The following is a 6,418-nucleotide window of genomic DNA, read 5'->3' as shown; positions in this document are numbered from 1 at the left end:
ACCGTCCCCGGCCTGGACGGCACCACGCTGCTGGCCACGCACCAGCGGGCCGTGGGCCGCGGCGCCCGCGTCGTCGAGGCACCTCCCGGATCAGGCTGCCCTCAGCTCCACCGTCCTGCTGCGACAGGGCCAGCGGCGAAGGCCTCTCACCTCCACTCGAAACAACAGCGCCTCACGGCGCACACGTCCGAGACGTGACGCTACGTGAAGACGCCCACCGGACCAAGACCGGCAACGGCCCTGCCGTCTTCGCCACGCTCCGTAACACCTCGATCGGCTACCACCGCACCAGCGGTGCAACCAACATCGCCGAAGCCACCCGACGTGCTAACCACCGCCCACGACCTCATCGACGCCGTGACCAGGAGTAACCCGACTACGCAATAGCCCTGCCTCGCCCTGCCAGCCACAAGACCTGACCCATCCCCACAGCCCCCTACCAGGAGAAAGAGACCACCCCGATCAGGAGACCCGGCGCGCCCGCAGCGACACGCTACCAACCCGCACTCATCAGCGAGGGACAAAACTAAAGCCGAGCCGGACAGGCAAGGATCAAAACCCTGTGACGGATTGAGGCTGGGCGCTGCGGTACACGACCTGACAACCTGAGCGGCACGAGCCGGATAAGCCGAGAGGCTTACGTCTGATCTGTGGGGGACGGCGGGTGAGATTCCCGCCGTCTACCCGGCACTGCTGTCGTGATCAGCACTGCAGAAGGGCTTCTGCCGCCTCTTTCAGCTGATTCTTTTCGGTAGCATTGGTGGGCATGGTGGTTAGCAGGTAATCCATTGCCTTCAGCCACTGCTGCTTGTCCGCGATGCTGAGTTTACCGCTGGCGGCGGCGACGAGATCTGCCGTACCCTCGAAATTTGCAGTTTTGATAGCGCCGACTGCGGTGATTATCGCGCCTGCTGCTGCTGCCGACTTTTTGCCGCTGACGGCACTGACCATCTTTGTTAAATCTTCGGTGGTGAGAGCGTCGTCCGCCTTCGTCTCGAACTGTCTGCGCTCAATTAGATCGCGGACCGCCCCGAGAAGGGTTTGCGGCCGGGTTACCTCAGTGGCACTGGCGAAATCGAAGGCGATGTCGGCGTGGCCGACGGCACCGAGGTGTAGTACCGGGGCGAAGACGCTCAATGCCGGCTGGTCGGGCACCCGTTTGACCATCTGCTCGACCCCGGCGCCGCCCGCTCTCATCCGTTGCGGTGTCCAGTCCTGCTTCAGCCGATCGAAGATCTTGCGGCTTTCGTTGAGGTCCGCTGCCCAGATGAGCTGGCCGAGTGCGTCATCGACGTAGCCGATCGCCTCGGTCGGCCACGCCAACCTGCTCGCCGTCTCCAGGAAAGCTGCGGTTATTTGGGGCGAGACGTCGCTGGATGCGGCTACCCGCTCAACTGGCCGTGAGGCGGTGGCCTTCCACTGGAAATCCAGCTGTAAGCCGGTGCCGTCAGCTCTGTCCAGGGTCGGGTGTACGATCACGGCACCGTACCGTTCCGTCACCTCGAGTAGGCCGTCGTCGACCCTGCCCCGGCTGATCACGACCGGCAGTTGCCCGCGTTGGGCGAATTGTTCGAGCAGGTAGTTCAGTGCCGCGATGTCCTCGGCGAGCGGGGGTTCCCCGGGGCGCGGGGCGTCCAGCAGGATCACCGAGTGCATGCCATCGGCAGCCGAGGTCACCTGATCGATCAGTGCCTGCTGCACGTCTCTGTTGATCGACGAGATCACGTGGATATTGCCGTGCGCTCTGACGCCGTTGGTCAACCGTAGTGACCAACTCGGCACCGGAAGCGCCTCGTGGTCTATCTCCTCCTCTCCTTCGCTGTCGCTGTTGGCGGTGCCAAGCTCGGGATCGAACGTGTGGTACCGGTCCCAGTAGTCGCCCAATCCTCCAATAAATTTGAGCGGCTTCGATGGGGGTTCATGGAATAGAGGTAGGACCGGCATGCGGTCGAGGTGGAGCAAGTCGCGGCCGCGGGCCAGGAGGTCGCTGCCATCAGGAACGGCTGTCCAGTGGTGGGCCTCACGCGTGTCGAGGAAGTAGTTGCCTAGCGTCACCGAGCTGGGCCGGTAAGGCCAGGGGTCAATCACCAGCGTGTTGCCATGGGCCGGCGGCCCGATGATGACGAAGACGTGGTCGTCGACGTGCTCGACGAGGGTGACCGGTATGCCGAGCAGCCGTGGATCCCTCCAGATAAGGCTCAGAGTCATCGAAGCGAAGACGCCGCATGGGCCTAGACCCCATTGCTGACCTTGAACGGCAAGCTGTGCGATATCGTTAAGGCGCTGGTCATCCGTGAACGTCCCAAGAAATGCAGCCCTGAATTCTTCCTCCGGAGTCATGGTCGGAGTGTGGCGAATGTAATCGCGTTTGTGAAAATGGTCTGCTGCTAACGCTGCGGCTGCTCCCTGATACTTTTTGCCGACGCGGACATCATTTGACGGCCCGTACCACAAGCGTCTCCTCGCTTCGGCGATGATCTCGCGACCGAGATCACGGGAGACGCGCCGCCAAATATCCTCCCATCCCTCCCCGGCGATGATCTGGTCGATGTGTGTTTGCATCGAGTCGGCGGTGTGGGCGTGTCGAGTGTCGGCGGCGGTACCGTCGGCCATGGGATGACGTAGGGCCGACTGGAGCTCCCGGGCCGTGTCGACCAGTTCCGACCGGGTCTGGCGGGCAGCTTGCTGGAGCTCTCGCAGCCGCATGAACCACCCGAAGTAGGTGGATCGGGGGTCTGATTGCTGATACTCATGTGTCTCAATGAACTTGTCCGCAGTGGCAATCAGCTCGGCGTTGTGGTGCGACGTGGCCAGATCACGCAGCCACTTGGCCGACTCATAACAAGCCAGTCGCTCCGCGGCGACTCGATGGTAAGCCTCGGAGAAGGTGTGTTGGGCGCTTTCCTGCGACGGGAGGTAGGTGTCGGGCCAGCCGAATGGGGTGCCGATGCCTTCGGGGGGCCACCCTCGCGGGTGGTCGAGGGTGTGTAGCCCCGCGGGGGTAGGGGCGGTTTCTGGGGCGAGGACAGCGCCGTCGTCGTCGGTCAGTGGAATGCCGTGACCTTTGCGTGCCAGGGACAGCGCGAACCTGTGCTCGGTGACTTTGGCGGTACGTGGCCCGGTAGTGGGGGCGTTGGGAGCATCGCCGTAGACACGGATGCCTGCAGCGTGATGTCGAATCGCGCCGTCAGGTCCGAGCACCATACGGGTGACGAGCACCTCGGTGAGGTCACCGATGGCGGCGCCGGCCGGTAGGGGTTGGACCCAGGCGGTGCCGCCCATCCCGTAGAGGGCTTGATGTTCGCGGGGCAGCATCGCGAACAAGGCGGCCGCGAAGTCGTCGAGCACGCTGGGCGAGTCGGCGGCCTCGCGCTGCACGAGGATGATCTTCCTGTCTCGGGCACGGGGGTCGGCGCCGATCAGGGCGCGGAGTTGCGTGGCGGTGACGAGCCGACCGCCGAGCATAGGACCGGCCGGGCTGCCGTGCACGAAGACCGGGTATTCATCCTCGGCGGCGCGGAATGATTTGGCGGCCTCGATCTGTGCGCTCTGCGTGGGGTCGAGCAGCATGAGACCGGGCCGGTCTACGAGGTGCTTGATCCCTGTCGCGGAACCGCCGGGGATGACGGCCTGCACGGGCGTGACGGCCGGTGTGACGCGCAGGGTGCCGGGGTTTCGGGGCAGGGTCGCGGCGCGCGCGTCGGGCGTGGAATGAAGTAGCGCTATCCCGTCCGGCGCCCGGACCGCCAGCAGATCCTCGGCGGCGGCACTGGTCGTGGCGACGTGCACGAGGACGGCCTGCCCCGGTATTAGTTTGTCCAGTTCCCGCCAGAGCCCGATGAGTCCGCCGTCGACGTCGCGGGTTACGCCAGCCGGAATTGTGGTCGAGTCGATACCCGCGAAACGGGCATCGACGATTGGCTGAGGTAAGCCCACCTCGGCCCGTTCCCCGGCCAACCGAACCTGGCCAGGCATCGCAGGACCCGGGACGATCCCACCCACTCCTGGATCGGTGTATGCGGCTGCATGGCCCTGGACAAGATGGCCCTCGGGTAGCACGAGGACGTAAGCGGAAGTGCCCTCCCCGACGGTACGTTCGTGGACGATGGTCAGGGCCCATTCCCTGTCCATGCCGATCGGGGGGTCGCCGGGGAGGAGAACTGGCAGGCGCAGCCCGTCGGCATGGGCTTTCGCCTCATCCAGCGTGAAGGTGGAGGCCGAACCTGGCGGGACAACCACCATCCGGGCCACCACGCTCAGTGGCTGTGCCAGCAGAGCTTCCGTCGCCGCCGCGGACCCGACCGGCTCCCCAGCGAAGTGGATCAAGTGCAGACCCGGCACCCGCTCGGCGGCGAAGCACGCCTCGGGCGGCGCCGCCTGCGGCTCTAGGCTCACAACGAGCCCAGATGACACCCAGGTGATAAGGGTTTCGGAACAGCGCGCAGCCGTAATTCTTGGCGGCATGGTCAGGTCACTCCCTGAGCCGACGATGTTGAGATCCCTCAAGGGGCAGAGGCAACCACTCGGGCGTGGACATGACCGACCCTACCGTCCTCCAATGACGTGATCTCAACAAGAATCCGGGTGACCGGATAGGTCGTCGGGACTGCGTTCCGCAGCTTCGCGTCGATATAGTCGGCTCGCTGGAGTGAAACTGCAGGTCGGCGCGTCGCGGGCTGGTGGAAACCGCGAAAACCCCTAGTGACACGCTTTCCTGTGGATAACTTTGTCTAGCTGGGGATCTGTCCCAGTTCTCATAGTCGGTGTACGGTCTGGGCCGTGTACGTGAAGGCGTCGACGCGCAAGACCCGCGACGGGCAGACGATCCGCTACCTGCAGCTGGCCCACAACGAGTGGGACCCGGTGGCCAAGGCGTCCAGGACGCGTGTGCTGTACTCCTTCGGCCGCGAGGACTCCCTCGACGTCGCCGGCGTGCGCCGCCTGATCGACGCGTTGTCGCGCCTGCTGGACCCGGCCGACGCCCTCGCCGCGGCGACGCCGGCGGGGTTGTCGTTCGTGCAGTCGCGGCCGCTGGGCGGGGTGTGGCTGCTCGACGGCCTGTGGCGGCAGCTGGGCATCGGCAAGATCGTGCGAGACATGGTCAACACTCACCGTCGTGAGGTCGATGTCGAACGGGTGCTGTTCGCGCTGGTCGCCAACCGTGTGCTCAAGCCGTCGAGCAAGCTGGCCGCGTCGGAGTGGGTCTGCCACGACGTGCACCTGCCCGGCCTGCCGAACGTCGGAGACGACGCCTGCTACCGGGCGATGGACGACCTGATCGAGGTTGAGCCCGCGCTGACCCGCGCGATCTACGACAGCATCGCCGACCTGCTCAACCTTGAAGTCGACCTGCTGTTCTTCGACACGAGCAGCACCTATTTCGAACTCGACGAGGCCGACGACCTGCTCTGGCGCGACGACAAGGGTGAGGTCGTGGCCGAAGACGACCCGGCCGCGGTCAAGCAGGCCGGGTTCCGCACCCACGGCAAGAGCAAGGACCACCGCGACGACCTGCCCCAGGTCGTGGTCGGCATGGCCGTCACCCGCACCGGCATCCCGGTGCGGGTGTGGTGCTGGCCCGGCAACACCGGCGACTCGGCGCTGATCCGCCAGGTCAAGACCGAGATGCGCGAGTGGAACCTCGCCCGCGTCGTCTGGGTCGCCGACCGCGGGTTCGCCTCCGCCGAGAACCGGCGCTTCCTGCAATCCGGCGCAGGCGGCTACATCCTCGGCGAGAAGCTGCGCGCCGGCACCGCCGAGGCCGACGCCGCCCTGGCCAGGCAGGGCCGCTACGCCCAAGTGGCCGACAACCCGCAGGTCAAAGAAGTCAACATCGGCACCGACGACCGGTTCGTGATCTGCTACAACCCCGACGCCGCCCAGCGCGACGCCGCCGTGCGTGAACGGCTGATCGCCCAACTCACCGACAAGATCGACGGATCGGACAAGCTCAGCCCGACCAAGCGCGCCGAGCTGCGCGGGGCGATCTCCACCAAGCCGGGCCTCAACCGCTACCTGCGCGTCACCCCCAACGGCCTGCTGCGCGTCGACGCCGCCGCCGTCAAGGCCGAGCAGCGCCTGGACGGCAAGTACCTGCTGCGCTGCTCCGACCCGAAGCTGTCGGCCCAGGACATCGCCCTGGGCTACAAGCAGCTCCTCGAGGTGGAACGCGGCTGGCGCGACATGAAGACCACCCTGGACCTGCGGCCGGTCTACCACCGCCGCGAGGACCGCATCCGCGCCCACATCCTGCTCTGCTGGCTGGCGCTACTGCTCATCCGCGTCGCCGAGACCACCACCGGCCACACCTGGCCCAAGATCCACGCAGACATCGAGCGGCTGCGGGTCGAAGTTGTACCGGTTGTCCCAGGGGAACCGGCCCTGCTGGTCGGGCCACACGAGCTGCTGGAGGCGGATC

General features: G+C 65.9%; 2 protein-coding genes. One reads left to right on the top strand and one right to left on the bottom strand.

Going from position 1 to position 6,418, the window contains the following annotated elements:
- Nucleotides 1-702 precede the first annotated feature (702 nt).
- Entirely contained in the window at nucleotides 703-4,242 is a 3,540-nt protein-coding gene (locus tag ACLQ24_RS28105; protein ID WP_425894757.1) for a hypothetical protein, read from the bottom strand.
- Nucleotides 4,243-4,779: 537 nt separating this feature from the next.
- Here ACLQ24_RS28105 and ACLQ24_RS28100 point away from each other — a divergent pair.
- On the top strand, nucleotides 4,780-6,418 hold a 1,639-nt coding region (locus ACLQ24_RS28100; RefSeq protein ID WP_425894756.1), incomplete at its 3' end, for an IS1634 family transposase.

Source organism: Micromonospora sp. DT4, assembly GCF_049841675.1.
GTDB lineage: Bacteria > Actinomycetota > Actinomycetes > Mycobacteriales > Micromonosporaceae > Micromonospora.
This window is presented reverse-complemented; position numbering and strand designations above follow the sequence as displayed.

What these genes read in the sequence shown, in the direction of transcription:
- ACLQ24_RS28105 (WP_425894757.1), bottom strand. Translation starts at nt 4,242, where the DNA reads ATGGTGGTTGTCCCGCCAGGTTCGGCCTCCACCTTCACGCTGGATGAG.